This is a genomic window from Rhodoferax sp. ZS1R8 (genome assembly GCF_056521325.1).
In genome coordinates this window covers 1-1,099 of the sequence record NZ_JBWMBA010000166.1, presented here as the reverse complement: position 1 = coordinate 1,099, position 1,099 = coordinate 1, and the positions used below count along the sequence as shown (strand labels likewise).

The following is a 1,099-nucleotide window of genomic DNA, read 5'->3' as shown; positions in this document are numbered from 1 at the left end:
CCGCCTATGCCACGCATTGGCCCGCGCCGTTGGACGCCATTGCGGCCATTGCCACCGCACGCGGCTGGAACTGGGGCGAGCGACTGTCGCTGATACGGGCCTCGCTGGGCTGGCAGCTCAGGCGTTTTACCTGCGCACCCGAATGGTCCGTAACGCAACTGTGTAACAGCATGGCACCCCGCGTGCTGCATGAGCTGATCGAGCCGCTGTGTGTGTCGGCACTGAACACACCGGCGGACCAGGCCAGCGCACAGGTGTTCCTCAAGGTGATGCAAGACGCGCTGTTCGGCGTGCGTGGTGGCTCGCATCTGCTGCTGCCCCGCACCGATTTAAGCGCCCTGTTCCCCGTAGTCGCGGCCCAATGGATCACGCAGCGCGGCGGCGAGGTAAACCTGGGCCACCGCGTGGGCAGCCTACGCTGGCAAGCGCCCCACTGGCTGGTGGATGGCCAGGCCTTTGACCGCGTGGTGTGGGCAACATCATCGTCAAATGCGGCTGTAGCCCTCGCAGAATATAGTCATAGTGCTACTACATCAATAGCAACCGCATTGCAAGCCTGGGCAGCCACTGCCGCCGCCCTGCGCTTTGAAGCCATCGCCACCGTCTACGCGTGGGCGCCGCAGGCCAACCTGCCACACCCCATGCTGGCGCTGCGCAATTCGGCATCAGCTCCGGCCCAGTTCGTGTTTGACCGCGGCCAGCTGGGCGGCCCAACAGGCTTGTTGGCCTTTGTGGTCAGTGCCAGCGATGGCAGCCGCGAGGCCTTGCAAACTGCGGTGCTACAACAGGCCGCTGCCCAACTGGGGCCCATTGGTGTGCCGGCGTTGCTGCCGGTGCAGACTGTGGTGGAAAAGCAGGCCACGTTTGCCTGCACACCCGGCTTGCAGCGCCCGCCCCAGGCCATCGCACCCGGGCTACTGGCCGCGGGTGACTACGTGCAAGGCCCCTACCCCGCCACGCTGGAAGGTGCGGTGCGCAGCGGCTGGGCGGCGGGCAGGCAGGCCATGGTCGGGCTTCGCGCAGACCACGCAGGCGTGGCTACAGTGACATAACCCGCTTGAGCTCTTCCTTCAAACGCTCGATCTCAATGGGCTTGGCC

The 1,099-nt window shown here is 65.8% G+C and carries 1 protein-coding gene; it reads left to right on the top strand.

Annotated features, from left to right (window positions below; genetic code table 11):
- Nucleotides 1-1,052 (top strand): hydroxysqualene dehydroxylase (locus tag AC097P_RS24695; RefSeq protein ID WP_479613055.1); only part of this gene is annotated, 1,052 nt, incomplete at its 5' end.
- Nucleotides 1,053-1,099: the final 47 nt, after the last annotated feature.